The organism is Tenacibaculum sp. TB-53 (genome assembly GCF_059716285.2).
The window spans coordinates 2,586,498-2,612,741 of record NZ_CM202790.1 but is presented as its reverse complement, the minus strand read 5'-3'; the positions used below and the strand labels follow the sequence as shown (position 1 = coordinate 2,612,741).

The 26,244-nt window shown below is 31.2% G+C and carries 23 protein-coding genes; 11 read left to right on the top strand and 12 right to left on the bottom strand.

Going from position 1 to position 26,244, the window contains the following annotated elements:
* Positions 1-50: 50 nt before the first annotated feature.
* From AC3VJB_RS11975 to AC3VJB_RS11960, 4 genes are read right to left on the bottom strand one after another with little or no spacing between them, the layout of a single operon-like run.
* A complete protein-coding gene (locus AC3VJB_RS11975; RefSeq protein ID WP_497667186.1) occupies positions 51-1,289 on the bottom strand; it encodes a DUF4302 domain-containing protein in 1,239 nt (412 codons plus the stop codon).
* 5 nt (positions 1,290-1,294) lie between these two features.
* On the bottom strand, positions 1,295-2,155 hold the full coding sequence (locus tag AC3VJB_RS11970) for a substrate import-associated zinc metallohydrolase lipoprotein (protein ID WP_073182310.1): 861 nt from the start codon (positions 2,153-2,155) through the stop codon (positions 1,295-1,297).
* Between the two features lie 10 nt (positions 2,156-2,165).
* Positions 2,166-3,653 carry a RagB/SusD family nutrient uptake outer membrane protein gene (locus AC3VJB_RS11965; RefSeq protein WP_159611121.1) on the bottom strand — a complete coding sequence of 496 codons (1,488 nt, stop codon included), beginning with the start codon at positions 3,651-3,653 and terminating at the stop codon, positions 2,166-2,168.
* 12 nt (positions 3,654-3,665) lie between these two features.
* Positions 3,666-7,001 carry a SusC/RagA family TonB-linked outer membrane protein gene (locus AC3VJB_RS11960; RefSeq protein ID WP_073182308.1) on the bottom strand — a complete coding sequence of 1,112 codons (3,336 nt, stop codon included), beginning with the start codon at positions 6,999-7,001 and terminating at the stop codon, positions 3,666-3,668.
* Between the two features lie 211 nt (positions 7,002-7,212).
* Here AC3VJB_RS11960 and mutY point away from each other — a divergent pair, with 211 nt between their 5' ends.
* Genes mutY through gldD form a run of 4 tightly spaced genes read left to right on the top strand, consistent with a single transcriptional unit; the run spans position 7,213 to position 10,596 of the window.
* The gene (gene mutY / locus AC3VJB_RS11955) at positions 7,213-8,253 is read left to right on the top strand and encodes an A/G-specific adenine glycosylase (protein WP_159509305.1); all 1,041 of its coding nucleotides are present in this window, start codon (positions 7,213-7,215) and stop codon (positions 8,251-8,253) included.
* A 37-nt stretch (positions 8,254-8,290) separates the two neighbouring features.
* Positions 8,291-8,728: a single-stranded DNA-binding protein gene (locus AC3VJB_RS11950; RefSeq protein WP_047787984.1), complete on the top strand. Its 438-nt coding sequence runs from the start codon at positions 8,291-8,293 to the stop codon at positions 8,726-8,728.
* Positions 8,729-8,747: 19 nt separating this feature from the next.
* Positions 8,748-10,049 carry a gliding motility-associated protein GldE gene (gldE, locus tag AC3VJB_RS11945; protein WP_497667185.1) on the top strand — a complete coding sequence of 434 codons (1,302 nt, stop codon included), beginning with the start codon at positions 8,748-8,750 and terminating at the stop codon, positions 10,047-10,049.
* Positions 10,042-10,596 carry a gliding motility lipoprotein GldD gene (gene gldD, locus AC3VJB_RS11940; protein WP_073182305.1) on the top strand — a complete coding sequence of 185 codons (555 nt, stop codon included), beginning with the start codon at positions 10,042-10,044 and terminating at the stop codon, positions 10,594-10,596. Before gldE ends, gldD begins: the two co-directional genes overlap by 8 nt.
* Position 10,597: 1 nt before the next feature.
* Here gldD and AC3VJB_RS11935 read toward each other — a convergent pair whose 3' ends face one another.
* Complete coding sequence (locus AC3VJB_RS11935) at positions 10,598-11,623, bottom strand: COX15/CtaA family protein (RefSeq protein WP_047787981.1); 1,026 nt, start codon at positions 11,621-11,623, stop codon at positions 10,598-10,600.
* A gap of 115 nt (positions 11,624-11,738) precedes the next feature.
* Positions 11,739-12,107, bottom strand: a complete 369-nt coding sequence (locus tag AC3VJB_RS11930; protein ID WP_231128367.1) for a cation transporter — start codon at positions 12,105-12,107, stop codon at positions 11,739-11,741.
* 89 nt (positions 12,108-12,196) lie between these two features.
* On the opposite strand from AC3VJB_RS11930, the gene AC3VJB_RS11925 reads away from it, so the two are divergent.
* Positions 12,197-13,069: a DMT family transporter gene (locus AC3VJB_RS11925; protein ID WP_239178268.1), complete on the top strand. Its 873-nt coding sequence runs from the start codon at positions 12,197-12,199 to the stop codon at positions 13,067-13,069.
* A gap of 82 nt (positions 13,070-13,151) precedes the next feature.
* On the opposite strand, the gene AC3VJB_RS11920 is transcribed toward AC3VJB_RS11925, so the two are convergent.
* On the bottom strand, positions 13,152-15,206 hold the full coding sequence (locus AC3VJB_RS11920) for an insulinase family protein (RefSeq protein WP_159611117.1): 2,055 nt from the start codon (positions 15,204-15,206) through the stop codon (positions 13,152-13,154).
* A gap of 21 nt (positions 15,207-15,227) precedes the next feature.
* Positions 15,228-16,544: a M16 family metallopeptidase gene (locus AC3VJB_RS11915; RefSeq protein ID WP_497667184.1), complete on the bottom strand. Its 1,317-nt coding sequence runs from the start codon at positions 16,542-16,544 to the stop codon at positions 15,228-15,230.
* 206 nt (positions 16,545-16,750) lie between these two features.
* On the opposite strand from AC3VJB_RS11915, the gene rplU reads away from it, so the two are divergent.
* The 4 genes from rplU to AC3VJB_RS11895 all read left to right on the top strand — a co-directional run bounded on the left by rplU (position 16,751) and on the right by AC3VJB_RS11895 (position 20,558).
* A complete protein-coding gene (gene rplU, locus AC3VJB_RS11910) occupies positions 16,751-17,236 on the top strand; it encodes a 50S ribosomal protein L21 (RefSeq protein WP_047787976.1) in 486 nt (161 codons plus the stop codon).
* 22 nt (positions 17,237-17,258) lie between these two features.
* A complete protein-coding gene (rpmA, locus tag AC3VJB_RS11905; protein WP_028891690.1) occupies positions 17,259-17,519 on the top strand; it encodes a 50S ribosomal protein L27 in 261 nt (86 codons plus the stop codon).
* Positions 17,520-17,897: 378 nt separating this feature from the next.
* Complete coding sequence (locus AC3VJB_RS11900) at positions 17,898-18,635, top strand: LytR/AlgR family response regulator transcription factor (RefSeq protein ID WP_047787975.1); 738 nt, start codon at positions 17,898-17,900, stop codon at positions 18,633-18,635.
* Positions 18,636-20,558, top strand: coding sequence for a tetratricopeptide repeat-containing sensor histidine kinase (locus tag AC3VJB_RS11895; protein WP_159611116.1), 1,923 nt, complete (start codon positions 18,636-18,638; stop codon positions 20,556-20,558).
* Here the strand turns inward: AC3VJB_RS11895 and dinB are convergent.
* The 4 genes from dinB to trhO form a co-directional block, all read right to left on the bottom strand.
* On the bottom strand, positions 20,555-21,637 hold the full coding sequence (gene dinB / locus AC3VJB_RS11890; protein WP_159508809.1) for a DNA polymerase IV: 1,083 nt from the start codon (positions 21,635-21,637) through the stop codon (positions 20,555-20,557). The two genes, AC3VJB_RS11895 and dinB, sit on opposite strands and share 4 nt — an antisense overlap.
* An 88-nt stretch (positions 21,638-21,725) precedes the next feature.
* Positions 21,726-21,956 (bottom strand): ferredoxin, encoded by a 231-nt coding sequence (locus tag AC3VJB_RS11885; RefSeq protein WP_281980141.1) that lies wholly within the window; start codon positions 21,954-21,956, stop codon positions 21,726-21,728.
* Positions 21,956-23,203 (bottom strand): peptidase U32 family protein, encoded by a 1,248-nt coding sequence (locus AC3VJB_RS11880; protein ID WP_159611114.1) that lies wholly within the window; start codon positions 23,201-23,203, stop codon positions 21,956-21,958. The genes AC3VJB_RS11885 and AC3VJB_RS11880 overlap by 1 nt, the downstream gene beginning before the upstream one ends.
* Positions 23,203-24,234 carry an oxygen-dependent tRNA uridine(34) hydroxylase TrhO gene (gene trhO / locus AC3VJB_RS11875; protein WP_497667183.1) on the bottom strand — a complete coding sequence of 344 codons (1,032 nt, stop codon included), beginning with the start codon at positions 24,232-24,234 and terminating at the stop codon, positions 23,203-23,205. Before trhO ends, AC3VJB_RS11880 begins: the two co-directional genes overlap by 1 nt.
* Before the next feature lie 226 nt (positions 24,235-24,460).
* Here trhO and AC3VJB_RS11870 point away from each other — a divergent pair, with 226 nt between their 5' ends.
* Positions 24,461-25,468, top strand: a complete 1,008-nt coding sequence (locus tag AC3VJB_RS11870; RefSeq protein ID WP_167712694.1) for an aspartate-semialdehyde dehydrogenase — start codon at positions 24,461-24,463, stop codon at positions 25,466-25,468.
* A 65-nt stretch (positions 25,469-25,533) separates the two neighbouring features.
* Entirely contained in the window at positions 25,534-26,187 is a 654-nt protein-coding gene (locus tag AC3VJB_RS11865; protein WP_167712696.1) for an HD domain-containing protein, read from the top strand.
* The last annotated feature ends 57 nt before the right edge of the window (positions 26,188-26,244 follow it).

The window sequence follows — 26,244 nt, the reverse complement described above, 5'->3', positions numbered from 1 at the left end:
AAAACCCAAAAAACAATTGTTTTTTGGGTAAGTTTAATGAGAACAAGCTTTTATTTAACTATTGTAAACACAAAGTTAGGGTCGCCATCACTTGTTAAAATGGCAGTATCAGGGTTTATTAACTGCACTTTATAAGGAGATTTATTCACTAATAAATCAACTAGAGGATTTAAATGTGGTAGTAAACTCCAGTTTCTACCAGGGGCTAATTTACCTATAGCTAATAAATCTTTATTGCCTAAGACACCAGAAAAAGACATGCCATGTACACCAGAAGTAGAGCCTATTAAAAATGTAATCTCACCTTCACCAAGAAGATATATGTCATTTAAAGGGAAAGAAGGAAATAACGAGTCGTGGATAGGTTTTACTGTGTTAAAAGTATCAATAAATTCTTGATTACTAAATGCAGGTCTAGCAGCTGTAGTCCAAGTAACAGTCATGTCGATAGGACTAGACACTATAGAAATAGAAAAGCTTCCATCAGCCGAAGTGTATTTATTTTCCGTTTCATTTAATGTAAACTCAGAATATTTTGTTCCGTTAACATCAATCGCCGGTGAAATTTCGATGCCACTAGACGTGAAGCCTACTCCGAAGTTCAACGAAGAATTACCTTCAAGGTTTGTAGCAAACCTTATTTCATCGTTTCCGATATAAGAAAAATTGTGAACAGTTCCATTATTTTCATAAGCTAAATGACCAGAAGAACTATTAAGGAAATCTTTCATGTCTTGGTACTTTTGAAAATCTGTCCAATCTTCTTCTGTAGCTTTTTTAAATCTCACCTCAACAAAATCTCTAGAAGTTCTAAAAACAATTTCATCGTTTTCAACACCGTAGTACATAAAGTTAAAATCACCTTTATATCCACTACCACCAAAATTAGGCAATGGAGCTGAGTTACCAGAATCTGATAATTCATGAAGTTCACTTTTTGTTGTGAAAATTAAAGTTGTTGTAGTGTTTAAACCTATGGTATATTCACTTTCAACTGGTGAAATATTATTATTAAAGTTACCTATTGTTCTAACTCTAGATTCATCTAAAAAATCAAATAAGAAAGTATATCCTCCTAGGTTATTATTATCAGTAAAGTATACTGTTTTCCATCCGTGTTCTGAAGAAAGAAGTAAATCTCTTAATTCTTTCTCTCTTTGATTCATACGTTCGGTTGGCGATTGATTAAATAACTCCTCTTCTTTATTTTCATTACAAGATGTAATAAAAAGAGATAGAGTAAATAAAGCCAAAAGCACACGTATTTTAGTTATATGTTTTTTTATCATTTTAATTATTTAGTGAATTCATCAACATTTTTTGCTACTAACTCTTGTAGTTCATACAAGTCTATATTAAAATTATCTTTGTAGTATTTAACTACAATAGCTTCCTTTTTTCTGATATCTTCTTTTGCTTTAGTGCTTGTAATACCGTTTACTTTTGCATCATAATCTGCTTTGTTTGAAGATAGCATAGCGTTTATCATTTCAGCAAAATCTTCATGTTCGTTTGCTCTTGCATAAGCAGAAATAAACCCTAATTCTCTAGCCTCAGCATCAGATATCTCGAACCATTGCCCTGTGTAATCAGACGGAGTAATGTTTCTATAAGCTATCTCATCAAAGGGAATTCTTTGGTTTAAAATATGTATATATTCATGTTGAATTGTTCCAATGAATTGTATTAATTGATCTTTGTTTTTATAGTCTTGATTATCTACTTCAAAAAACACGATTCGCATTCCACTTTCGGCTAAACCTAAAACAGAAGTTGCTCCACCTGGGTTTATGTTTTGTCCACCCACTAAAAGAATTTCTCTAGGTGCTATATTTTTAATAAAGTTTTCACCTCCTAATTGTGAGTAAGGTTCAACCCAAACTGCTTTAATAGCCTCCATTGCAGGTCTAACATTCTCTATCTTAGGTGGGTGTAAATATCTGTTTAAATCAACTTTCCCTGGCCCCCATTTGTAAGAAACCTCTATGTTATAGGGTGTAGTATAATTATCTCGTAACCACTTGTCGGTTTCATTCAGTACAGGTGTAGAAATATTTATATTACTTGAACCCAAATCTTCCTCCTTTGTTGTGCATGATGAGCAAATTAATCCCAGCACGCCAATACCTAATAATAATTTGTTTATTTTTTTCATACTGTTTGTTTTATCTTGGATTTTGCTGTAAACCTCCGTTTTGAGCTGTTAAAGGTATTTGTAATTGTTTTCTTAAATCCTGTTTTTCAAGCACAACATTTGAACCATTATCTAGTTCGTGTGTAATACTTAGGTTAAAACGTCTTACATCGAACCAACGGAAGCCTTCGTGGTAAAACTGTCTTCTTTTAAACTCAGCTATAGCTTTAATGAAAGAGGTTTGCTTATCATTTAAGCCATAAGCTGGTGTGTACTCATTAGCAATAACAGGATATTCTGACTGAATTAAGCTTTCTGTTAGTATATCGGTTTTAGGATCATAGGTTTCTGTTTTGTTTCCTATGTAAGCGTTTAAGTAATTTAAGGCTTCATTATAATTTTCTAACATAACAGATGCTTCTGCTCTATTTAGTATTACTTCGTCTTTATCAAACATTGTTTGTGCTAAATAAGGTAAGCCGATACCAGCACTTTCATTTGTATACTTGAAATATTCGTTATATTTTGGAGTAAAATAAGTGTACTGATTAGATCTATATGTGTCATAAGCCCAATTCTTTTTAAATGGATTTGATGATCCTGTAAATAATTGAGGTCTTATTTTGTCTACCGATAACCCAAATCGTGAAGATCTATGTCTTCTTGCCCATATTGAGTTTGTAGAAATGATTAATAAATTGGCAGGCTCGTCAACACTATTATATAACATTCTTATTCCTGTTAAATTCATATTTCCATAAGCAACCATATTTCTAGCTTCAGAAACAGGATTGGTAACTACTTTATCTGCATGCTCAATTACTTTATCCCATTGACCTTTGTATAAATAAAATCTAGCAGCAAAGGCATTAGCAGCATCTTTAGTGAAATGAAACTTAGGAGAGTTATAATTATCACCAACCATTGAAAGTCCTTTAATTAAATCTTTCTCAATAAGATCGTATACTTCTTGAACTGTATTTCTTTTGTAGGTTTTAAAAAGAACAGTTTCAGGTTCTAATACGTAAGGAATTCCTAGGTCGGTAGAAGCTGTATTAGCATCATAGTGTTTTGCCCAAAAATTAACTAACATAAAATGAGCATAAGCTCTAGCAATTAAAGCTTCACCTTTTTGAGCATTTAAGTCAAACTTATTTTTTAATTCTTCAATAGAAGCTAATGCTTGGTTTGCTTGTGAAATTGCTTCATAACAAGAATTCCAATAGTTAACAGGAGAGCCTCTTTCTTCTAAATTAGAGTCTTGCCATTGATATAGTTGTAGATCTAATTGTTCAACATTTGAAACATTACCTTTATCATCAGCATTGTCAGACATTATTTCTGCCATTAGTGCATAATCTTGATCTGGATATGCTGCTGTAATTAATTGAGAAACTTTATCAGGAGAATCAATTAATGTTCTGTTATCTGGTAATTCAGATAAGTATTCACTACATCCTACAAAAGTAAAGGCTAATGTAGCATATAGTATAACTTTGTTTATTTTATTTTTAATCATACTATTATTTTGTTAAAATCCTAAATTTAATGAAAAAGTATATTGCCTAGTAATTGGTAATGCAACTCCACCTGTTTGATAGAATTCTGGATCTTGACCGTTAAGTTTAGAGTCAGAGTATAATAAAAACAAGTTTGTTCCTTGAAATTTAACTTTTAAATGTGAAAGGCCTAGTTTTTCAACTAGTTCATTATTAAACTTATATCCTAATGAAATGTTTTTCATACGTAAAAAATCCCCATCTGCTACTCGCTCAGTAGAATAGTTGTAAGCATTATAAACCGTTCTTAAGTTTGAGTTTCTTTGAAAAGCAGAAGGGTCTGGTAATACAGGGATGTTGGTTATATTCTCATCTCCAGGGTTAAGCCATCTGTTTACATGACTCTTAGAAAAAATGCTTGTATCAGAATAAGTAGAGCTAAATACAGGGTTTAACCTTACTTTATTTCCTCCGCTACCAGTTATCAATACTCCTAAATCCCAGTTTTTGTAAGTGAAATTGTTAGAAAAACCAACTGATATATTAGGGTTTACAGAACCTTCGTGTTTTAAGTAGTCAGTTAAGTTTTCGTTGTTTTGAAAGTCTAAAACAGAAGCTACTTCACCATCTTTATTTATAAACTGTGGTAATCCTTCGTTATTTAAACCTGCAAATTGAAAAGAAAACATTGAGTTGATAGGGTACCCTACAACATTACCTCCAGTTTGGTCTACTAAATCAAAAGCAATAGGTGTATTGTCTAATTTTGTAATTTCTTGATCAAAATATGAGAAATTAATGTTAGAAGACCATGTAAAGTTATCTGTTACTATGTTTTTAGTGTCTAAAGTAAATTCTATACCATAAGTTTCAACATCTGCGTTATTTCCTTGTTTTATAAATTGCCCACCGATACCAGAAGTTCTTACAAAATCAATATTATCAAATATATCTCTTTTGTAAACATCTGTTATTAAATTAACTCTATTGTTGAATAAGCCTAAGTCGACACCAAAGTTTAATTCATATTGCTTTTCCCATGTTAACTCAGAATTTTGTAATGCAGTTATATTTAAGAAGTTTTCTCTATCTGCTGGTAAAAGTCTGTCTGCTATTTGACTTGTAAATATAGCTAATGCATTTGTTGCGTTACCAGGAGTTGCCACTAAACCATATGAAGTTCTAAACTGTAAGTTACTAAAAGTGTTAGAGTTTTCTAAGAAAGACTCTTTACTAGCGTTCCATTTAGCACTAACAGTTCCTGTTGGTAACCACCTTGAGCTACTACTGCGCCCTTGTCTGTTAGACCCATCATATCTTCCTGTTAAAGAGAAAACATATTTATCGTCATAAGAATAAGTTGCCTTACCAAAGAAAGCTACTGTTCTTTCTCTTTCTTTAGTTAATCCAAAATAAGCTTCGCCTCCATTTATCAGTTTTTCAAGAATTCTAGGGTCTGTGAATGCTGTTAAACCATTGTCGTATTGTAATCCATATCCTGTAAACCTGTCTGAATTTCTATTTACAAATCTTATCTCTTGACCTAACAATGCATTAAAATTATGTTTTTCATTAAACGTATTGTCGTACTTAAAACTATTTCTAGCATAAAAAGTCGTTAAGTAGTCGTCGTTTTTAAAATAGATACCACCGTTTGGTAAAACCGCAACAGGTAAAGCATCAGAATCTGTAGGGTCTTGATATAAAAATATATTATCATCTCTTAAAACAGTTGAAGAATCAGCATTATAAGCTCTTACAACATTTGAATTTTCTCTAACGTTATGTTCTCTTACGGTATTAACAAAACGACCAGCACCATTAAAATCGTAAGTAATGTTGTCTGTTATTTTATAAGATGCATCTAATTGGAATCGAATATCTCTTTGGTTGATGTCAATAGAGTTGTTAGCTAACTCTTCTAATATATTAAAGTCAGCCCAGTTGTTTCTATAATACTCATAACCTCCAGTATCGTTATATGGTCTTAATGTTCTAGAGGTATTAAGAGCGTAACTAAAAGGGTTGATATCAAATTCACGAGATATGTCTCCTGTTACTGGATCTGATTCTCTGCTGAATGTACCTGGTGCTTTTTGTTTTCTTATGGATGCGTTAACAGCAAGAGTAGCATTAAACTTATCAGAAAAATAGAACGTATTTTTTAAGTTAGTTGTAAAACGAGTTACCTTATCAGCAATCGTCCATCCCGGATCATGCAAAAGACTCACAGAAGCATAGTAAGAATTATTTTCACTACCACCAGAAAGACTTAAAGAGTGGTTTTGCATTAAAGAGCTATTTCTAAATAATGTTTTAAACCAGTCAGTATTAGCTAGCTCATACTTACGTAAAAAAGCTTCTCTAGCTTCAGGAGTATTTCCTAGTTCAAACATTCCAGTAGATTCATTGTAATTATCTAAAGCAGTAGCTCTAATATAATAAACACCACCATATCTGCCTCTAGAAACGCTAGGTAATTGAAAAAAACCCCTACTTTCATTTTCTCTAAAAATAGCCATACTTTCTTTAGAGTTTAATAAATCAAAATTACTATACGAAGGTATGTCGCGTATTGTTTGTTCTAGGTTATAATTAAGTTTTAAAGGAGAATCTTTTCTACCAGACTTAGTAGTTATTACTACTACACCATTTCTTGCTCTAGCACCATAAATAGATGTAGCTGAAGCATCTTTTAAAATATCTATTTTTTTAATATCATTGGCATTTATACCTGCTATAGATGAGCTGATTAAGGTTGAAGGGTCACCAGATGTTAATTGATCTAGGTTTTGTTCAATAACATCTTCTTGTACCACACCATCAATTACATACAAAGGTGTGTTGTTTCCAAAAATAGAAGAAGACCCTCTAATGGTAATGTTTGGAGCAGTACCGAATGTTCCTGAAAGGTTTTGAATGTTAACCCCTGCAACTCTACCTTCTAACATGCGAGTTACATCTACAACTCCATCTAATTTAAGATCATCTATCCCTACAGAGACGGCGGAACCCGTAAAGGTTTTTTTGTTTATTTTGTCGTAACCAGTAGCGATAACTTCTACTTCATTAAGAATGTTAGCGTCATCTTCTAATACTAAATTAATTACGGATTGGTTTAGTACTTTTACTTCAGTAGTCTTTTTTCCAATAAAACTGAAAACAAGTACATCTCCTTGATTTACTCTAATGGTATAATTTCCATCAAAATCTGTTTCTGTTCCTTTGGTTGTGTTTTTAATTAAAACAGTAACACCAGGAAGAGGTCCAGTTGTGTCGGAAATTGTACCAGAAATACTTTTTTCTTGAGCGTATGTTATTCGCCCAAGTAACACTATAAATAGTGTTAGCATGAATTTAGATTTCATTAATTAAATTATTTAAATTAGTACCCGGAAAAAAATAAATTTTCCCCTTCATTATCAGAAGTAATAACAGTTTAAAGTATTTTTACCCTACTTTTTTGTAAAAAAAAACTAACTAAATTATGTTTTTGTTTGTTTTTTGTTGTTTTAAGTAGTTATAATGTAATTGTGTTTTTGTTTGTTGTGTTTTTTTTAATTTAAATAGTGTTTTTTTTTGGTTTTTAAATTGATTTGTTGGTATGGTGAGAATAAAAGGAGTCTTCCTTGGAGAGAGACAAAGAATCCTTATTTTATTTGGTTGAGTGAAATAATGCTACAACAAACCAGAGTAGATCAAGGTTTGCCTTATTACTTAAAGTTTACAAAGGCATTTCCAACAGTGTTTGATTTAGCAAAAGCAGATGAAAGTGAAGTGTTAAAATTATGGCAAGGTTTAGGTTACTATTCTAGGGCGAGAAATTTACATTTTACAGCTAAATTCGTGGCAAATGAATTAAAAGGTATGTTTCCTAGTTCGTACAAAGAGTTGATTAAGTTAAAAGGCGTGGGAGATTATACGGCTTCAGCTATTGCTTCCATTTGTTTTAAAGAACCAGTTGCTGTTGTTGATGGTAATGTGTACAGAGTTCTTTCTCGTTATTTCGGCATAAGTACCCCTATAAATTCTACTAAGGGAATTAAAGAGTTTAAAGAGTTGGCGCAAACACTTATTGATACCTCACAACCGGATGTGTATAATCAAGCTATAATGGATTTTGGAGCGATGCATTGTAAACCTCAAAATCCTCTGTGTAATAAATGCCCATTAGCTAATGGCTGTGTGGCTTTAGCAAAAAATCAAATAAAAGAGCTTCCAGTAAAAGAGAAAAAAACAAAAATTAAAAAAAGATATTTTAATTATTTGGTTCCAATAACAGAAGAAAATAAAACTGTTTTAGAAGAGCGAAAGGGTAAAGGTATTTGGCAAGGATTGTATCAATTTCCTTTAGTGGAGACACAAAAGAAAACAAGCGAAGAAGAATTAGTGAAAAATAAACAGTTTACAATGCTTTTTCCAGAAGAAACTACAATTTCTCTTTTTAATACTGAAGATATTATTCATAAACTATCGCATCAACACCTAATTACTAAGTTTTGGATAGTAAAAACTAGGAAAGTTAATGAACAAACGATGGATTGGACTGTAGTAAAAAAATATCCAGTACCAGTGTTAATTGATAAGTTTTTAGAGGAATATTTAAGCAAAGAATCTTAAAATTTGTATATTTGATTTTACGCAAAATTATAATGCTATGGCAGGAACAATAAATAAAGTCATTTTAATAGGGCATTTAGGTGATGAGGTTAAAATGCATTATTTTGAAGGAGGAAATTCAATAGGGCGATTTCCTTTAGCAACCAATGAAACCTACACCAACCGACAAACAGGAGAAAGAATAACAAATGTTGAATGGCATAATGTAGTTGTACGTAATAAACTAGCAGAAATTTGTGAAAAATACTTAACTAAAGGAGATCGAGTGTATTGTGAAGGGCGTATAAAAACACGACAGTATGAAGTTGATGGACAAAAAAGGTATACAACCGAAATTCATGTACAAGACATGACGTTTTTATCAACGAAAAAAGATCCAAACAATGCACAACCAAATGTGGTGCCTACTCAAGGAGCTCCTAATCATACACCACCAAATGTAGGTAATGAAGAAGATGATGATTTACCGTTTTAGTTTAATTAAATTTTAAAAATTGGACCCAGAACCCGAACCTTTACTTTTAGTATTATCAAGTTTTGATTGGTTGACTGCTATCAACTGTTTGTTGTTACTTTTATTATTGATTTGTTCTGCATTAGTTTCAGGAACTGAAGTTGCTTTCTTTTCAATTTCACAAACAGAATTAGATGAGTTGTCAACAAACACCAAAGAAGAAAATACCGTAGTAAAACTGCTTCAAGATCCTAAAAAGTTATTAGGGACCATTTTAATAACAAATAACTTTATTAATATTCTTATTGTATTACTCTTTGCAAGTATTGGTAGAGTGTTTTTTATTGGTTTATCAGATGTTTTGAGGTTTTTGGTAGAAGTGATTCTTGTTACTTTCTTAATTTTATTATTTGGTGAAGTGTTACCTAAAGTATATGCTAGTAGAAAATCATTACAGTTTGCAGAGTTTATGGCAAAACCTATTTTAGCATTAAACACTTTACTTACACCTTTAAGTTTACCGCTTATTAGATTAACAAGTGTTGTTGAAAACAAGCTTGGCAATAAGAATAATAACCTTTCTGTAGAGCGTTTGTCACAAGCATTGGAGTTAACATCTGATGACGCAACGACTAAAGAAGAACAAAAGATTTTAGAAGGGATTGTAAGTTTTGGGAATACTGAAACGGTACAAATTATGAAGCCTCGAACAGATGTGTGTGCAATAGCAGATGATACTAGTTACGAAGAGGTGTTACAAACTATTTTAAAAAACGGATATTCAAGAAATCCAGTATATCATGAAAGTATTGATAATATTACTGGAGTTTTATATGCTAAAGATTTATTAGAGCACTTGAGTAAGAAAATGTTTAAGTGGCAAAAGTTGTTGAGGGAACCATTTTTTGTGCCAGAAAATAAAAAACTAGATGATTTGCTAGTAGAGTTTCAAGAAAAGAAAAAACATTTGGCAATTGTAGTCGATGAGTACGGTGGTACAAGCGGAATTGTAACATTAGAAGATGTAATAGAAGAAATAGTAGGTGATATCAATGATGAATTTGACGATGAAGACCTCACTTACTCGAAACTTGATGAAAATAATTATATTTTTGAAGGAAAAATAACTATTAAAGATTTTTGCCGTGTCTTAGAAGATGAAGATGAGGAAAAATTTGAAGAGGCTAAAGGAGAAAGTGAAACTATAGCAGGTTTTATTTTAGAAGTCTCAGGTAAATTTCCAAAAAAAGGTGAAAAAATAAACTTTAGTAATTATACGTTTACTATTGAAGCGTTGGCTAAAAAACGTATAAAACAAGTAAAAGTTACCCGAAATGCGTAAACTCTCTTTGCTGATATCAGCAATATTTTTAATAAGTTGTGGTGAGGAAACCTTACCTAAGCCAAAAGGTTATCTAAGTTTAGAGTATCCTGATAAGGTTTATAAAAAAGAAAATTTAAATAAACCATATGCGTTTGAAATAGCTCAAATAGCTCAAACCAAAGATTTACCGAAAGGCTGGATAAAAATTGAGTATCCAAGTTTAAAAGCATCGGTAGATATCACATATCGCCCTATTGAAGGAAATTTAAGAGAGTTATTAATAGAATCTGAAAAACTAGTATTTGAACATGCTATTAAAGCAGATCAAATTACTGCTCCAGTAGAATATGCAAATCCAAATACAAAAGTTTACGGAAGTTTATACCAAATTTTAGGGAATGCTGCATCACAAGTGCAGTTTCACGCAACAGATAGCTCTAAACACTTTTTAAAAGGGTCTTTATTCTTTTATACCAAACCAAATTACGATTCTATTTTACCAGCAGTTGAATATATTAAAAAAGATATGATTCATATGATGGAGACGTTGGAATGGAAAGATTAAGCTATTGAATCGTTACTTTCCTAGATTGTAGCCATAAATAAAATTGTAATCCGAATAAAATAGCACCTGATAATAAGTGTACAGCTTGCGTGCCTAAAGGGAATTCTGCATAGTACATTAAAATACCTGTAATCGTTTCTAAAAAGATTAAGAAAACTATCCAATTTACTAGTTTATATCCTAAATTTTTTATTTGATTTAAGTAGAATAATCCAAGATTTACCAATACAATAGCAATAGTAAACGAACGATGAATATAAAATTTAAGGTTAGGATCCATTAAGCTGTAGTGCTTGTTTTCAAATCCGTGTAGTTTTACTTGTTCGTCAATAAATTGGCGTACTTGTGTTCCTAAAGCAATTTGTATTAGCGAAAATATAGCTGAAAGAATTACTAACTTACTAAATAATGAATTGTATTTGTAAGATGTTTTCTTTCGATCGGAAACGATGTAAAGCAGCCATAATAATAAAGCAACAATAACTAAACCTCCAACCATATGAATGGTGATAATTGTTGGTTTTAAGTTAGAATCTACTACAGTTTTACCAAGCCACGCTTCAAACAACATTAAAAAGAAAGCTCCGAATGATAAAAGAGTTATTTGTTTGTTTTCTTTCCAAAATTTAACAGAAACAAAAATTAAAAATAGAAAAGGAATACCCGCGAGAGCAGAGCTCAATCGGTTAATATACTCTGTCCAAGTATGAAATTTGTTGAATTTAGCGTAATCGTGTTTGGTGTACTTTTCCCAGTTGTTAGCGTTAAATTCATCAGTGGTTTTTATGTTATGACCAGCGACAAATAAGGCTTCATCTTTTACGATGATCATTCCTTTTTTGTACTCGTAATTAGGTTGCCAAGTAATTTCTTCTTCAGAAGTTGGTGGGATGTAATACCCGAAACATTTTGGCCAATCAGGACACCCCATTCCTGAACCTGTCATACGAACAACAGAACCGGCTAGAAAAATAACATATACAGCAATCAACGAGATTTTTACAATGAGAGGAAAATGTTTCTTCATCTGACGAAAAGTTTTAGCAAAGATACTTAAAAGGCATAAAAAAAGCTCCTTATTAAGGAGCTTTCGATATTGTTTAAATTGAATCTTATTTACGCCAAATTAAGATGTAGCAAGGTTATTCTTCTTCTTTTTTTGTAATCTCTGAAGCCTTGTACATGTCACCGCTACCAATTCCTTCAACAAAAGCAATTAAATTAGTTTTGTTTGTTTTGTTAGCATCATATTTAATAGTTGCAATACTATCATTAAAAACAACGTTTGCTTCTAAAACGCCTTCTTTCTTACTTAAGTCAGAAGCTATTTTTCTAGCACATCCTATTTCACAAGTCATTCCTGAAATACTTAAAGAAAGTTCTTTAGCATTAGCAGCAATTTCAGTTTTTTGTTCTTGAGTAACCTCCTCTTTTTTAGCTTCATTTTTACATCCAACAGCTAAAAAACTTACGATAACTAAAGCAAATAGTATTTTCTGAATTTTCATCATTTTTATTTATTGAGTTATTCAGCAAATTTATCAATAAAATCAAAATTAAAAATAGAAATAAACGACTTTTGTGCTTAAAATTATTGAAAATGAATAATCAACAACAAAAATGGTTGTTTTTAATTGTGCTTTCGCTAGTTTGGGGAAGTTCTTTTATTTTAATGAAAAAAGCCTTGATAGGATTAACTCCAATTCAGGTAGGTGCTTTACGAATGTTAATTACAGCATTTTTTTTATTGTTAGTTGGGTTTAAGAGTTTAAAAAGAATTCAAAAAAAACACTGGAAGTATGTGATAATTACGGCTGGTTTAGGAACTTTTTTTCCTGTATTTCTATTCGCATTTGCAATACAGGGAATAGATAGCTCAATAGCTGCTATTTTAAATTCGCTTACCCCTTTTAACACTTTTGTTTTTGGAGCATTAGTTTTTGGGTTTTCTTTTAAAAAGAAACAATTAGTTGGAATTTTAATAGGTTTAATAGGTACTTTAATTTTAATTTTAAAAGGAGCAGAGTTAAATCCTAACCAAAATTACTGGTATGCATTATTAGTAGTAGTTGCGTCAATAGGTTATGCTTTTAACGTTAATACAATAAAAAAATACTTATTTGATTTGGATGCTTTAGCAATAACAGTTGGACATTTTGTAGTGCTTACTGTTCCAGCATTTATGGTTTTAGCGTTTTCTGGCTTTTTTTCAACTTTTGCAATAACAGCAGAAACAACTTCTGCATTGGGTTATGTAGCAATATTAGCTGTTGTAGGTACAGGAGTAGCAAAAGTGTTATTTAATAAAATGGTGCATTTATCATCTCCTGTTTTTGCAGCTTCTGTAACATATTTAATTCCAGCAGTTGCTGTAATGTGGGGAATTATTGATGGAGAAAAATTAAGTTTAATTCAGTTGTTAGCGGGAGGAATTATTCTGCTTGGAGTTTGGTTGGTAAATAAAGCAAGATAATTTTAAAAATGACTTAAATAAAAAGAGCCAAAATATAATATTTTGGCTCTTTTTTTAGTTTTTATAGATTTAAGTCTAACTATTATTTAAAATCAGCGTCAGAAACCCCTTCATTAATTTTAATTTCTTTCGTGATGAACTCAAAAGTCATTGGTCCATTCTTTTGAATCATTTTATGAGGGAATTTAATTCCATTTACTTCTTTGTAATCTGAAAAAACAACAGGTACTTTCATTTCTCCTTGTGGTCCTTTAGCGGTTTTAACCTCTTTAACCTTTAACCCAGATTTTACATCATAAAAGATTTCTTTTTTACCATGTTTAATCACATAAGCATTGTTTCCGTCTATAGGCTCAATTCTGTCCAAAGTGCCTGTTTTATAAGCTTTGTCAGCAAAAGGAGCAGCAGTGTTTTTAACTTCTTCTAAATCTTCACCTGTCATTTCTTTTTTCTGACCTTGAACTTCTTGATATCCTTTAGTTCCGTCAAAAATTACTTTTTGCATTACGTTGCCCATCATAGAAACGACTACAGAAGATTTATTAGGTGTAGCGCTTTTTTGGACTAAACTTAATTGCATTCCTTGAACTTTTGCTTCAGAAGAAATCATTAAAGAATTCACGTTTCCTACTTTATCTAATCCTCCAATAGCCTTAAAGTAATTGTTAATAACTGAACTTGCTGTAGTTCCTTCAGGAATAGGTAAGCTCATTTCAGGTTTTTTAGTAGGGTTAGCATACGCATCAAAATAATTTATTTTATATTCTGATGTTTTTTCTAAGTTCTTTAAAACATCAATTCCTTTACCTGTAATAATTATACGAGCTTTATCTCCTCTGAAATGTTTAATTGCTGCGTTTTGTACATCGTCTAAAGTAACAGAGTTGATATTTTCTAAATATTTTTCATAAAAATTGTTTGGTAAATTATAACGAGCAATATTTAATGCAAAATTCGCTGCTACAGATGGTTTTTGAACATTACGTACAAAACTACCTATATATTCAGCTTTTGAATTTTTTAATTCTTCAGGTGTTACTTTTTGATAACGAATTTTATTAATTTCTTTTTGAATTTCTACAACAGCACTATCTGTAACTATATTTCTTACAGCTGCACTTGCTTTAAAAACACCAGCATTTTTATTTTTATCTTGTGAAAGATTCGAATAAGACCCGTATGTATAGCCTTTATCTTCACGCAAGTTCATGAATAAACGTGCAGTACCACCGCCTCCTAAAATATTATTTGCTAATAGAGCTGCGTAATAATCTTTATCACCTAATGTTAAATCAACTGTGTTAATTACAGCTACTTGAGATTGTACTGCATTTGGCATGTTTATAAAATTAATTTCAGTAGTTTCAACATTGGTAGGTACATTGTAGCTAGTGGTAGGTATGGTTCCTTTTTTCCAATCGCTGAATAAATTCTTAACTAATTTTTTAGTCTCAGTAGGGTTAATATCTCCAACTATTACAAGGTATGCGTTATTTGGCTTGTAGTAGGTGTTATAATTGTTTTTTGCATCTTGTAGTGTAATATTTTTAATACTTTCTTTAGTTATGAACTCGCCATACGGATGATTTTTACCATATACTAAAGCATCTTCAACCCTTCTAGCAACAGCTTCTACACTTTTTTCGTTAGATTTAATTCCTTCTAAAGTACGTTCAATTACTTTATCAAACTCTTCTTGTGTAAATTTAGGGTTTTTAACCCCGTCAGCCATTAAACCTAAAACCTCTCCAAAATACTTTGTTAATGATCTTACTGAGGCTCCATTGCTTCTAAAAGAAACATTTGCTCCAAGGTAATCAACCCTTTCATTAAACTCATCTTTAGGCATATTTGTTGTGCCGTTACCTAGCATGTCTCCCATAACCTGAGAAACACCTGTTTTATCACCTTCTAAATAAATAGGGTTATCAATTGTTAATGAAGCAGAAACCCTTGGTAATTTATGGTTTTCAACCATAATTACTTGTAAACCATTGTTTAATTTGAACTTTTCGGCTTTCCCTAACTTAATTTTAGGAGCTGGCCCTGGCTTTGGTTGTACACTTCTATCTATTTGAGCATTTACAGCAAAAGACATGCTTACAACTGCTAATGCTGCTATTATTATTTTTTTCATATTGAATGTCTTATTACTGAATTATTTTTTTGATTCTGGTAAATATTCCATTACCAAACGTTGGTTAGTGTTTAAGTATTTTTTTGCTACGTCTCTAATTTCCTCACGTGTAATTGATCTATAAATATCAATTTCAGTATTTATTAAATTAGTATCACCATACAATACATTGTAGCGAGCTAATGAATTAGCAATACCTTCTACACTTGAGTTTGCATTCACAAAGTTGTTTTCAAATTTATTTTGTAGCTTTTGATAATCTTTTTCTGAAATTAAATTTGTTTGAAGTTTTACAACCTCTTCATCAATTTCTTTTACTAAACTTTGTAAAGAGTTATTTCCTAGCGGAAGTGCAAATAAAATATAGGTCCCATAATCTTCTTGACTTAGGTTTATTGCACCAGCCTGTAAAGCTATTTTTTTAGTATCAACTAATTTTTTATAAAGTACAGAGCTTTTTCCACCACTTAAATAAGTAGAAATCATATCTAACACTCTAGCATCTCTGGTTTTCATAGAAGGAGTTCTATAAGCAGCCATAATTGCAGGTATTTGAATGTTAGGGTCGTAAGCTTTGGCAAAAAACTCTTTTGTAATAGGGTCTTCTTTCGGAAAATTTCTTACTATATCTTTACCTCTAGGTATAGGCTCAAAATAATCTTTTATAAGTCGTTTAGCTTCTTTAAGCTCAAAATCTCCTGCAACTACCAAAGTAGCATTGTTTGGAACATAATATTTTTTATTAAATGCTAAGAATTCTTCTAAGGTAGCAGCATCTAAATGCTCCATCTTACCTATAGTAGTTCCCTTATATGGATGTTTTTTAAACATGTTTTTCTTAACATTTTCTAAAAAACGAGAGTAAGGTTGGTTGTCTACACGTAAGCGCTTCTCTTCTTTTACAACCTCATTTTGTGTATCTACACCTTCTTGACCAATAATTGGGTGTAATAAGCGTTCAGACTCCATCCATAAGCCTAATTCTAAATTATTAGAAGGAAAAACCTCGTAATAATAAGTTCTATCATCGGTAGTGTTAGCATTATTAGTACCTCCATTAGAGGAAACTATTTTAAACCACTCTCCTTTTTTTATGTTTTTTGTACCCTCAAATAATAAATGCTCAAAAAAGTGAGCCATTCCTGTCCTATTTGGTTGCTCATCTTTCGCGCCTACATGGTACATAACAGATGTTGTTACTACTGGTGCTGTATTATCTTGATGTAAAATAACATGCATTCCATTGCTTAAATCATACTCTTCAAAATCAACTTTTTGAGCATACGTAAAATGAAATGCTATAAAAGCTGAAGCTAGAGTGATAACTCTTTTTCTCATTGATTAAAGTTTAATTTTTAATATTTTCGTGTATGTGACGTGAAGTTATAGTAATTGTTACACTCAAAACAATAAAAATTAAACTTTTTTATCTTAAAAGAGTAATTTTCTGAGTAATACATTTTTTTTTGAAGTAAAAAATGTATATTTGCACCCGCATTTTTATTAAGAAAGTGTGAATAAAGTATAAACGCAAAACAAATAGTATGTACGCAATCGTAGAGATAGCAGGGCAGCAATTTAAAGTAGCAAAAGACCAAAAAGTATACGTACACCGTTTACCAGAAGCAGAAGGATCAAAAGTAACTTTTGATAATGTAATGCTTATTGAAGATAAAGGAAACGTAACTATTGGCGCCCCAGCTATAGAAGGTGCAGGAGTAACTGCAAAGATTTTAGGTCACTTAAAAGGTGATAAGGTAATCGTTTTCAAAAAGAAAAGAAGAAAAGGTTACAAAAAGAAAAATGGACACAGACAGTATTTAACTGAAATCCAAATCGAAGGAATTTCTGCATCAGGAGTTAAAAAGGCAGCAGCTAAAAAAGAAACTCCTAAAACAGAGGTTAAAGAAGAATCGACAGATTTAAGTTCAATGACTGTTGCAGAATTAAAAGCTTTAGCTAAAGAAAAAGGTATTTCAGGATACACTTCTTTAAAGAAAGCAGAATTAATTGAAGCATTAAGTAAATAATTAACTTTAAAAACTTACAAAGATGGCTCATAAGAAAGGTGTCGGTAGTTCGAAGAACGGTCGTGAATCAGAATCGAAACGATTAGGAGTAAAGATTTTTGGAGGACAGGCTGCTATTGCAGGTAACATTATTGTTCGTCAAAGAGGAACTCAACACAATCCAGGTGAAAATGTTTACATGGGAAAAGATCATACTTTACATGCTAAAGTTGATGGTGTTGTAAAATTCCAAAAGAAAAGAGATAATAAATCATACGTTTCTGTTACTCCATTTGAGGCTTAGGAAACTAACTGATTAGGATAAGATAAAAAGCTCAACTAAATTTAAATTTAGTTGAGCTTTTTTTGTGCATGTAAATTAAACGAACATTGAAATTTATATATAAAAAAACACCACTTTAAAGTGGTGTTTTTATAACTTAATATCATTATTGATTAATCCCCCAATTTATCAATATGATTCCCCTTGTGTATTACACTACAAATATCATATAAAAGAATCTTTTTTAGAGTAAAGGATGTATAAATGGTGTGCTTTTATGTGTAAATGGTAAAAAATATATACAGAAATCATTTAGCTTTAATTTTTTGTAACAAAAGCTATGCTTGACATTTCTTTTTTAAAATATTATCTGTTACATTTGGTACAAATGTATATAAAATGTTGAGAGCAGTTATAGTTGATGATGAACCTAAAGCAATACAAGGACTTTCTTGGGAATTGTCAACCTTTGAAAATGATATAGAAATCATAGAAACATTTACAATAGCAGAAAAAGCAATTAAATTTATTAACGAGAATACTATCGATTGTCTTTTTTTAGATATTGAAATGCCTACGATGGATGGGTTTCAATTACTAGAAAAATTAGAGAATAAAAATTTCGCTATAATCATTACTACAGCATATAATGAGTATGCTATAAAGGCTTTAAAAAACCAAGCTATAGATTATTTGCTGAAACCTATTGATTCCGATGATTTGGAAGAAACAATAGGAAGAATTAAACAACATTATAAGAAGAATAATAATACTGAAAAGGTAGAAAAAATATTATCAAGTTTTAATAAAAAATTTAATAGAAGAAAGATTACCATTAATACTGATGGAAAATTAGTTTTTCTAGCTCAAGATGAGATTTTATTTGTAGAATCTGACGGTAATTATTCAACAATATATACTACAGGAACTAATAAAAAAATAGTAGTAACAAAAAAACTAAAAGAAATAAATCAATTACTCCCCGAAGATCATTTTTTTAGAATACACAACTCATATATTATTAACTTGAATAAAATAAAAGAATTTTTGAAGTCTGACGGCTATGTTGTGTTAGAAAATAACCATAAGATTCCTGTTTCTAGACAGAGAAAATCTGATTTTCTTGAGAAGTTTTAAATGAAAAAATTAATAATTACAACCTTTTTATTTTTCATTGTTTTTTTGGGTTTTTCACAAAGAGACAAAAACACAATAGATAGTTTAATTAAATTAGCTACTGAAAAAAAAATAGATAATTATTATGACTTACAGCGCCTTTTTAAACGTAAAAACTTTGAGGAAGAAGAAATAACTTTTCTTTTAAATAAAAGTAAAAAAGTAGGTTATAAATTAGGGGAAATACATGCCTATAACTTGTTAGGTAAATATTATCGAAATAATTCTTTTTTTGATAGTTCTATAAAAAGCCATATTAGAGCACTTGATTTATCAAAAGAAATTAAGGATGTAAACGCAGAAATCGTTACCTTAAATCAGATAGGCGTAGTATATCGACGACAAGATAAGATTAGGAGTGCATTGAATTATCATCAAATGGCACTGGAGTTAGCTGATAAGATTGAGTTTCCTGATGTTGATACTAAAATTAGTATTAGTATATCAAATAATAGTATTGGTAATATATACTTAGCTCTTAAACAATATCAATTAGCATTAGAAAAGTTTAAAAAATCAATTTTAATTCAAGAAAAAACAAATGATAAAAGAGGTTTAGCTATTAATCATCAAAATATAGGGCTTGCTTTCCAAAACCTTGGTGATATAGATGCTGCTTTGGAACATTATAATAAATCATTACAATATAATGTTGAAAATAATTCGAGTATAGGTAAGGTAATTTGTCATACTAGTATTAGCAAGGTTTTATTATTACAGGGTAAATATAAGGAGGCATACAAATACATAAACGAAGTAGTATCTGTTTCTGAAGGTATTGGTAATCATTATTATACTTCAGATGTCTATGTTACATTTGGAAACGTATTATTAAAATTAGATAGTTTAGATAAAGCAAAAGTATACTTAGAAGAAAGTTTAGAAGTTGCTAATAAACATAAAATTCCATCAGGAGTAAACCATTCTAATCTATATTTATCTGAATTATATGAAAAAAAGAAGAATTATGAAAAAGCATATAGCTTTTATAAAAAAGCTATAGAAGGAGAGAGAAAAACATTTAACGATAAGAACATTTTATACGTTAATAACCTTATTAATAAGTATGATAATGAAGTAAGTAATAATAAAATAAAGAGTCTAGCAAAAGAGAATGAAATAGCTAAATTAAAACTATTAAGAAATAGAAATGTTTTAATTATAGCATTAGTTTCAATAGCTTTATTAGGGGTGTTATTATACTCAATTTACAGGCAACGCTTATTGAATAATGATAAGAAAATACTAATGTTAGAGCAAGAAGCTCTAAGAATTCAAATGAATCCACACTTTGTGTTTAACGCATTAAATTCAATAAAACTATACGTTATTAATAATGAGCAGAAAAATGCTGTATATTACTTAAATAAGTTTTCAAAACTAATTCGAAGTATTTTAGAATCTTCATCTGTAAAGGAGGTAACATTAAGTGAAGAACTAAAAACAATGAATTTATATATGAGTATTGAAAATATTCGACTATCTAACGAAGTAAACTATATAGAAAAAGTAGATGAAGGTGTAAATATTGAAAGAATAAAAGTTCCACCACTTATATTGCAACCTTTCTTAGAAAATTCTATTTGGCATGGACTTTCATCTAAGAAAGGAAAAAAAGAAGTTTCGTTGTCAGTTACAAAAATATCAGACGAATTTATACAAATTGATATTGTAGATAATGGAATTGGTAGGGACGCGGCTATGAAAATTAGAAAAAACAAGTCGCTTAATCGCAGATCTATAGGTATAGATTTAACCAAAGAACGATTACGAAACTTTGCCAACGAATATGCTAATAATTATTCATTAATTTATACAGATATAATTGACAAAGAAGGAAACCCTAAAGGCACCAAAGTTTCGTTGAAAATACCAATACTTTAAAAATCAAATCGTAACTGTACCCAAACAGGTTCAGTTTTCTCAGTATTTAAATTACTAAAAGAGATTCCTAATAACCTAACAGAGTTATTAAGTGTATCTTGGTACAATAACTCTTTTACAATTGGGTAGAACTCTTTTTTTAATTGTAAGTAATGGTTGGTAGTTTTACTACGTGTTTGTTGCGTAAAATCACTGTATTTAATTTTAAGAGTTACGGTTTTTCCCTTAGTATTTGATTTTTTCATTCGACGTTCTAGTTCGTCAGCAATTTTATCAAGACGTTCTAACATAAAAACCTCTGAAGATAGATTTTCTCTAAAAGTAGTTTCAGCAGCGATTGACTTTCGAATTCGATTAGGTTTTACTGCTGAATTATGAATGCCTCTAACAATATTGTAATAATGTACTCCCGATTTTCCAAACAACTTGGAAAGCTCTTCTAATGATTTTTGTTTTAAATCTAGGCCTGTAAAAATACCTAGATTGTGCATTTTTGCAGCGGTAACTTTACCTACTCCATAAAACTTATTTACAGGTAATTGTTCTAAAAACTCGATAACTTCTTCTGGGTTAATAGTTTTCTGTCCGTTAGGTTTATTAATGTCTGAAGCTACTTTGGCAATAAATTTATTGATGGAAATTCCTGCCGACGCTCGTAGCTCTAATTCTTCCCAAATTCGTTGTCGAATTTCTTGAGCAATCATACTAGCCGACGGATTTCCTTTTTTGTTTTCAGTAACATCTAAGTAAGCTTCATCTAGCGATAGAGGTTCTACCAAATCGGTATAATCGTAAAATATCTTCCTAATTTTAGAAGAAATTTCTTTGTAACGATCAAATCTTGGAGGGACAAAAATGATATGCGGACATTTTTGTTTAGCCAACACACCACTCATGGCAGAACGAACTCCAAATTTTCTAGCTTCGTAACTGGCAGCAGAAACCACACCTCGAACTTCGCTACCACCAACAGCAACAGGTTTTCCTCGCAATTCAGGATTATCCAATTGCTCTACAGATGCATAAAAAGCATCCATATCTACATGAATAATTTTACGAAAAGGAGGTTGTAATTCCATTCTGTAAAAATAACAAAAGCCCTCGTAAGAGAGCTTTTTGTTAGTCTTGATTCTTTTTTCTAACAGCGAAGCGGTCTTTTCTCTAAAACTATACTTGTTTTACCTCAATAATTTTAACTGGACATGCTTTCTTGGCTTCGTGCGAAGCTTCAAAAATACTATCGTCGTGTGATTTTATGGTAAAGAAACCTTTTTTTTCAGAAGAATGTAGTAAAACCGATTTCCCATCTTTTTTAGACATTTGAAATTGTGCGGGTGCTAACTCCACACAATAATTACAGCCAATACATTTGTTTCTTTGTAAGGTAATTACAACCATTAGTTTTTGGCAAATTCAGTTTTAACAATTTTGTATAACTTATCTGATGGACGAATCCTGAAATCTAATTTCATGGTAACTTCATCGCCTTTGGTAGCGGTTTGTGCTTCTTTATCGTTTACAAACATGCTTTTTAATTCCATTTCTTGAGCACCTGTAGTAGGTCCTGTGATTAGAATAGTATCGCCAATTGCTAAATCGTAGGCTTCAATCTTAAACTCTCCAACTTCTGCTTTTGGAAAATAATGCATTCCCTTTCCTAAGTATACTTTCTTTTGAGTAGCGTGTGAACCAGGTTCTTTACTCCATTCTCCTAATTTTTGCCCCAAGTAATACCCGTTCCAGAAACCACGATTGTACACTTTTTCCAATTCTTGCATCCAGCTAATCACCTTCTCTTTATCGTAAGTTCCATTATATAAACTGTCAATGGCATCACGGTAACATTTAATTACTTTGGCAACATATTCAGGAGCACGACCACGACCTTCAATCTTTAATACTTTAATTCCAGCATCAGCAACCTGATCTAAGAAATCAATCGTACATAAATCTTTTGGAGACATGATGTACTCATTATCTAATTCCATTTCAAAACCAGATTCTTGATCAATCACTGTATATTTTTTACGACAATTTTGTTTGCAGGCTCCTCTATTTGCAGATGAGTTGTGTGAATGCAAACTCATATAACATTTCCCAGAAACAGCCATACAAAGTGCTCCGTGACCAAAAATTTCAATTTCTAACAAACGACCAGAAGGTCCTTTGATTTCTTCTTTTTCAATTTGTTCGGTAATCTTTTTTACTTGACGTAAACTCAATTCTCTACTCAATACCACAGTGTCAGCAAACATGGCATAAAACTTAACCGTTTCTATATTGGTAATGTTAATTTGAGTAGAAATGTGAACCTCCATACCTTCAGCCCTAGCCATGGCAATTACAGCTTGATCCATTGCAATTACCGCAGTAATATTAGCTTCTTTGGCTCTTTTGATTAAAGTTTTTACAATCGATAAATCATGATCATAAACAATCGTATTTAAAGTCAAATAGGTACGAACATTTTTTTCTGAACACCTACGTGATATTTCTTCTAAATCATCTAAGGTAAAATTGATAGATGCTCGAGCACGCATATTTAATTGCTCTACACCAAAATATATAGAATCACATCCATTGTCTAAAGCTGCCTGTAACGATTCAAAATTACCAGCAGGAGCCATTAACTCAATCTTTTGCATTACTTTTTAAATTTTAAAGCTTCTGAACGTCCTTTTTTAAATATCTTATTGCTTGCGTGTTTTCCTTTACGCAATTCTTTTTGCTTTTCGTAAGGTAAATGAATGATGTTTTGGCATTCAGGAGAACAGGTGTTTTCCATTTTCTCAGCACATTCATCACATTGAATGAATAATAAGTGACAACCTTCGTTAGCACAATTAGTATGTGTGTCGCAAGGTTTTCCACATTGATGACAATTGGCAATTACATCATCAGAAATTTTTTCAGCTCTTCGGTGGTCAAAAACAAAATTCTTACCTAAAAATTTGTTTTCTAAACCTTCTGATTTTACCTGACGAGTATATTCAATAATTCCACCTTCAAGTTGGAAAACATTTTTAAAGCCTTTATGTTTGTAGTAGGCAGAAGCTTTTTCGCATCGAATTCCACCTGTACAATACATTAATAAGTTTTTATCTTCTTTATGGTCTTTTAAATCTTCTTCAATAATATCTAAAGAGTCTCTAAATGTATCAACATCTGGAGTTACTGCGCCATCAAAATGTCCAATTTCACTTTCGTAATGGTTACGCATATCTACACAAACCGTATTTGGATCTGCTAGCATTTCATTAAACTCTTTTGCATTTAAATGGACTCCTTTGTTAGTAACGTCAAAAGTGTCATCGTTTAATCCGTCAGCAACAATTTTGTTACGAACTTTTACTTTTAGTTTTAAAAACGATTTATTATCGTGCTCAATAGCTACGTTTAAACGAATTCCATTTAAAAAAGAAATACTATCTAGTTGTTTTTTTAACGCTAGAAAGTTTTCTGAGGGAACAGATATTTGAGCATTGATTCCTTCGTATGAAACGTATGTTCTTCCTAAAACATCTAGTTCGTTCCATTCAAGGAATAATTTATTTCTAAATAAAGTTGGGTTTTCTATCTTATGATATTGATAGAATGAGATAGTAATACGGTCTTTACCCGCATCATCAATTAATTTAGCGCGTTCTTCTGCGCTTAACTTGTTGTACAGTTGCATGCTATACTTTTTTAAGTTAAACAAAAATGTTGTGGTTTTTCTAGAAAACCGGTGCAAATGTACTGATTTTTTGATTTTTACTGTTTAAAACAATACTATTTAAGCCTAAATGGTATATTTTTTAAATTTTAACGTATTTTTTCTAACAAAAGAGATACAACCAATTTGTTTTTTTTAAACCTTTGTAGCATACAAACAATAAATTTTATACTCAAAAATCAAAAAAATGAGAGTAGCAGTGGTAGGAGCTACCGGAATGGTAGGTAATGTAATGTTACAAGTATTGGCAGAACGTAATTTTCCAGTAACAGAATTAATTCCTGTTGCGTCAGAGCGTTCAGTAGGAAATCAAATTGAGTTTCAAGGAACAAATTATACAGTAGTAGGTTTAGAAACAGCAGTAGCTATGCAACCAGACATTGCATTGTTTTCGGCTGGTGGAGATACCTCTTTAGAATGGGCTCCTAAATTTGCTGAAGTAGGGACAACGGTAATTGATAATTCTTCAGCGTGGAGAATGGATCCAACGAAGAAATTAGTTGTTCCAGAAATTAACGGAGATGTATTAACCAGTGAAGATAAAATCATTGCAAACCCAAATTGTTCTACGATTCAATTGGTAATGGCATTAGCTCCGTTACACAAAGAGTATAAAATGAAACGTGTGGTAATTTCAACGTATCAATCAGTTTCGGGAACTGGTGTTAAAGCGGTTCGTCAATTAGATAATGAAGAAGCGGGAGTTGAAGGCGAAATGGCATATCCGCACCCTATTGGAAGAAATGCATTACCACATTGTGATGTATTTTTAGAAAATGGATATACTAAAGAAGAAATGAAGCTGGTAAAAGAACCTAAAAAGATTTTACGAGACGATTCTTTTGCAGTAACAGCTACAGCGGTTAGAATACCAACAGCAGGAGGACATTCTGAAGCTGTAAATGTTCAGTTTGAAAATGATTTTGAATTAGATAAAGTACGTAAGTTACTTACGCAAACTGAAGGTGTTATTGTACAAGATGATGTACAAAATAATGTATACCCAATGCCTATTTTAGCAAATAATAAAGATGAAGTTTTTGTAGGTAGAATTAGAAGAGACGAATCTCAGCCAAACACGTTAAACATGTGGATTGTTGCTGATAATTTACGTAAAGGAGCGGCAACTAATACAATTCAAATAGCAGAATATTTAGTAGCTAACAATTTAGTTAAGCCATCGGTTACTGCTTAGTTATAAATTATAATAATACGTTTAAAATCCTGTGCTTGTAAGTGCAGGATTTTTATTTTTGAAATATGAACAGAGAACAAATAATACAGAATACTACTGAGTTTGTAAAAGAGACCTTGAAAGGAGCAGAAGGAGGGCATGATTTTTTTCACATTGAACGCGTATATAAAAACGCCTTATTAATTGCAAAAGATGAAAAGGTAGATGTGTTTGTGGTTTCTTTAGGTGCATTGTTGCATGATATAGCCGATAGCAAATTTTATAATGGTGATGAAACTGTTGGTCCGCAAAAAGCAAGAACTTTTCTTGAAAGTCAACAAGTATCAGAAGAAATAATTACTCATATAGAAAAAATTATCACCAATATCTCTTTTAAAGGAGGAAACTTTAAACAAAGTTTCACTTCTCCTGAGTTAAATGTTATCCAAGATGCAGACCGGTTAGATGCCATAGGAGCTGTTGGAATAGCTCGTTGTTTTAATTATGGTGGATTTAAAAATAGAGAATTGTACAATCCAGAAATTCCTCCTAATTTAAAAATGACAAAAGAAGAATATAAAAAATCAACAGCACCTACTATTAATCATTTTTATGAGAAATTATTGCTGTTAAAAGATAAAATGAATACTACAACAGGAAAAGCAATCGCGGAGCAAAGACATGCTTATATGGAAGGTTTTTTAGAACAATTCTATAAAGAATGGAATGGAATTATTTAGTATTTATTGTGTTTAGAATGTAAAATATATGTTATTTTAATAAAAATTTTATGTTAA

What these genes read in the sequence shown, in the direction of transcription:
- AC3VJB_RS11880 (WP_159611114.1), bottom strand. Translation starts at nt 23,203, where the DNA reads ATGCAAAAGATTGAGTTAATGGCTCCTGCTGGTAATTTTGAATCGTTA.
- trhO (WP_497667183.1), bottom strand. Translation starts at nt 24,234, where the DNA reads ATGCAACTGTACAACAAGTTAAGCGCAGAAGAACGCGCTAAATTAATT.
- rpmA (WP_028891690.1), top strand. Translation starts at nt 17,259, where the DNA reads ATGGCTCATAAGAAAGGTGTCGGTAGTTCGAAGAACGGTCGTGAATCA.
- AC3VJB_RS11885 (WP_281980141.1), bottom strand. Translation starts at nt 21,956, where the DNA reads ATGGTTGTAATTACCTTACAAAGAAACAAATGTATTGGCTGTAATTAT.
- AC3VJB_RS11900 (WP_047787975.1), top strand. Translation starts at nt 17,898, where the DNA reads ATGTTGAGAGCAGTTATAGTTGATGATGAACCTAAAGCAATACAAGGA.
- AC3VJB_RS11920 (WP_159611117.1), bottom strand. Translation starts at nt 15,206, where the DNA reads ATGAAAAAAATAATAATAGCAGCATTAGCAGTTGTAAGCATGTCTTTT.
- AC3VJB_RS11965 (WP_159611121.1), bottom strand. Translation starts at nt 3,653, where the DNA reads ATGATTAAAAATAAAATAAACAAAGTTATACTATATGCTACATTAGCC.
- AC3VJB_RS11935 (WP_047787981.1), bottom strand. Translation starts at nt 11,623, where the DNA reads ATGAAGAAACATTTTCCTCTCATTGTAAAAATCTCGTTGATTGCTGTA.
- AC3VJB_RS11925 (WP_239178268.1), top strand. Translation starts at nt 12,197, where the DNA reads ATGAATAATCAACAACAAAAATGGTTGTTTTTAATTGTGCTTTCGCTA.
- rplU (WP_047787976.1), top strand. Translation starts at nt 16,751, where the DNA reads ATGTACGCAATCGTAGAGATAGCAGGGCAGCAATTTAAAGTAGCAAAA.
- AC3VJB_RS11950 (WP_047787984.1), top strand. Translation starts at nt 8,291, where the DNA reads ATGGCAGGAACAATAAATAAAGTCATTTTAATAGGGCATTTAGGTGAT.
- AC3VJB_RS11975 (WP_497667186.1), bottom strand. Translation starts at nt 1,289, where the DNA reads ATGATAAAAAAACATATAACTAAAATACGTGTGCTTTTGGCTTTATTT.
- AC3VJB_RS11915 (WP_497667184.1), bottom strand. Translation starts at nt 16,544, where the DNA reads ATGAGAAAAAGAGTTATCACTCTAGCTTCAGCTTTTATAGCATTTCAT.
- gldD (WP_073182305.1), top strand. Translation starts at nt 10,042, where the DNA reads ATGCGTAAACTCTCTTTGCTGATATCAGCAATATTTTTAATAAGTTGT.
- AC3VJB_RS11960 (WP_073182308.1), bottom strand. Translation starts at nt 7,001, where the DNA reads ATGAAATCTAAATTCATGCTAACACTATTTATAGTGTTACTTGGGCGA.
- AC3VJB_RS11930 (WP_231128367.1), bottom strand. Translation starts at nt 12,107, where the DNA reads ATGATGAAAATTCAGAAAATACTATTTGCTTTAGTTATCGTAAGTTTT.
- AC3VJB_RS11895 (WP_159611116.1), top strand. Translation starts at nt 18,636, where the DNA reads ATGAAAAAATTAATAATTACAACCTTTTTATTTTTCATTGTTTTTTTG.
- dinB (WP_159508809.1), bottom strand. Translation starts at nt 21,637, where the DNA reads ATGGAATTACAACCTCCTTTTCGTAAAATTATTCATGTAGATATGGAT.
- AC3VJB_RS11865 (WP_167712696.1), top strand. Translation starts at nt 25,534, where the DNA reads ATGAACAGAGAACAAATAATACAGAATACTACTGAGTTTGTAAAAGAG.
- AC3VJB_RS11870 (WP_167712694.1), top strand. Translation starts at nt 24,461, where the DNA reads ATGAGAGTAGCAGTGGTAGGAGCTACCGGAATGGTAGGTAATGTAATG.
- AC3VJB_RS11970 (WP_073182310.1), bottom strand. Translation starts at nt 2,155, where the DNA reads ATGAAAAAAATAAACAAATTATTATTAGGTATTGGCGTGCTGGGATTA.